This is a genomic window from Bradyrhizobium sp. (assembly GCF_016462955.1).
GTDB lineage: Bacteria > Pseudomonadota > Alphaproteobacteria > Rhizobiales > Xanthobacteraceae > Bradyrhizobium.
This window is the reverse complement of sequence record NZ_JAEMSD010000044.1, coordinates 22954-24097: the sequence shown is the minus strand read 5'-3', so window position 1 is coordinate 24097 and position 1144 is coordinate 22954. Positions and strand designations below refer to the sequence as shown.

Below are 1144 nucleotides of genomic sequence, written 5' to 3'. Positions count from 1 at the left end.
ACCGCCAAGCCTGCAGCCGGCGCCGTTGGCACCCGAACGACGGTTCGGCGGCGTTCGCTCGAGCTTGGGCAATTTCGCGCGATCCGGGGACGGCCGCGACCTTAGACGCGGGCTCGGACACTACGTCCGCAATGGCTACGGGGGATCGAATTTCGCGACGCAGCGGTTCGGCGGCACCGCTCAAACGGCGGGATCGCTCGGCCATGCCCTCTATTCCACGGCGCAGGGGGATGCAAACGCTCCCGTCGATGCGGCCGCGCTCGCTGGCCGGTCGACCGAAGAGATCGCGAGCGCGATCATCGAGGCCGTCAGACCGATCGACGGGACTCAGGATGCGGAAGCCGAACGTGCGTCCATCCACGACGCGATGTCCGAATTGCTGACGGAATACCCGGACGCCGATCTCCTCGATCTGTCCGATCCTGAACGCGAGTTCGTCATCGAGAAATTCACGGCCATCGACGTGGCACGACGCTTCGAGCTGGATGTCGGCAAGACGTTGCTGGAGAGAGCGCCCACCGCGACCGTCGCGCTGGCTCGACTGAAACAGATGCGGTCGTATATCGCCGAGACTGTGGCCGCCTCCTTCCGCAAACTCAAGGAACAGGGACGCAGGCTCACCGCCGGACGCGTCGCGCGCGTCGTCCAGGCTGCGTTGCGCGAGACGTTCGAGGTCTTCGAGGGGTACGAAGAGTGAAGTTGCTTTGCGCGCCGGCCGAGGTGCGTCGGCTAAAGGAGAAAGGCACGCTCAGGGTCGTCCTCTACGGCCAGCCTGGGGCTGATGATCGCGGCAGCGCCGGTGCGGCCGTGCGCAACGAAATTCGCAGAGCGCGTCTGGCTCCGAACCGCAGGGCGTGGGATCTGCTGTCCATCGCGATGTCCGTCATGGCGGCTGATGCAGCGGGACGACGTAGCCTAAGTCCGGACGGCTGGACACGCGAGTTCGAGATGGAAGTCGCGGTCGCCGAACCGGCATTCTGGAACAAGTCCGCGGACCTCCTCGCCGACGCGTTGACGTTTCTCACGACCGACCGATGGCAATTCCGTTTCATCGCCGGCGGTGCAGCGCCGCAGCCGCCGGCGGAAGTTTTCCGACCGCCCGAAGGCAGCGTCGTGCTCCTGTCGGGTGGGCTAGACAGCTTGA

Annotated in this window: 1 protein-coding gene and 1 pseudogene; both read left to right on the top strand. The window is 65.6% G+C overall.

What is annotated here, in order from left to right:
- Positions 1-64 precede the first annotated feature (64 nt).
- Positions 65-697, top strand: coding sequence for a Qat anti-phage system associated protein QatB (gene qatB, locus JHD07_RS07635; protein ID WP_244626175.1), 633 nt, complete (start codon positions 65-67; stop codon positions 695-697).
- A gap of 251 nt (positions 698-948) precedes the next feature.
- Positions 949-1144, top strand: a pseudogene (locus JHD07_RS07630) (hypothetical protein); the annotation flags it as partial.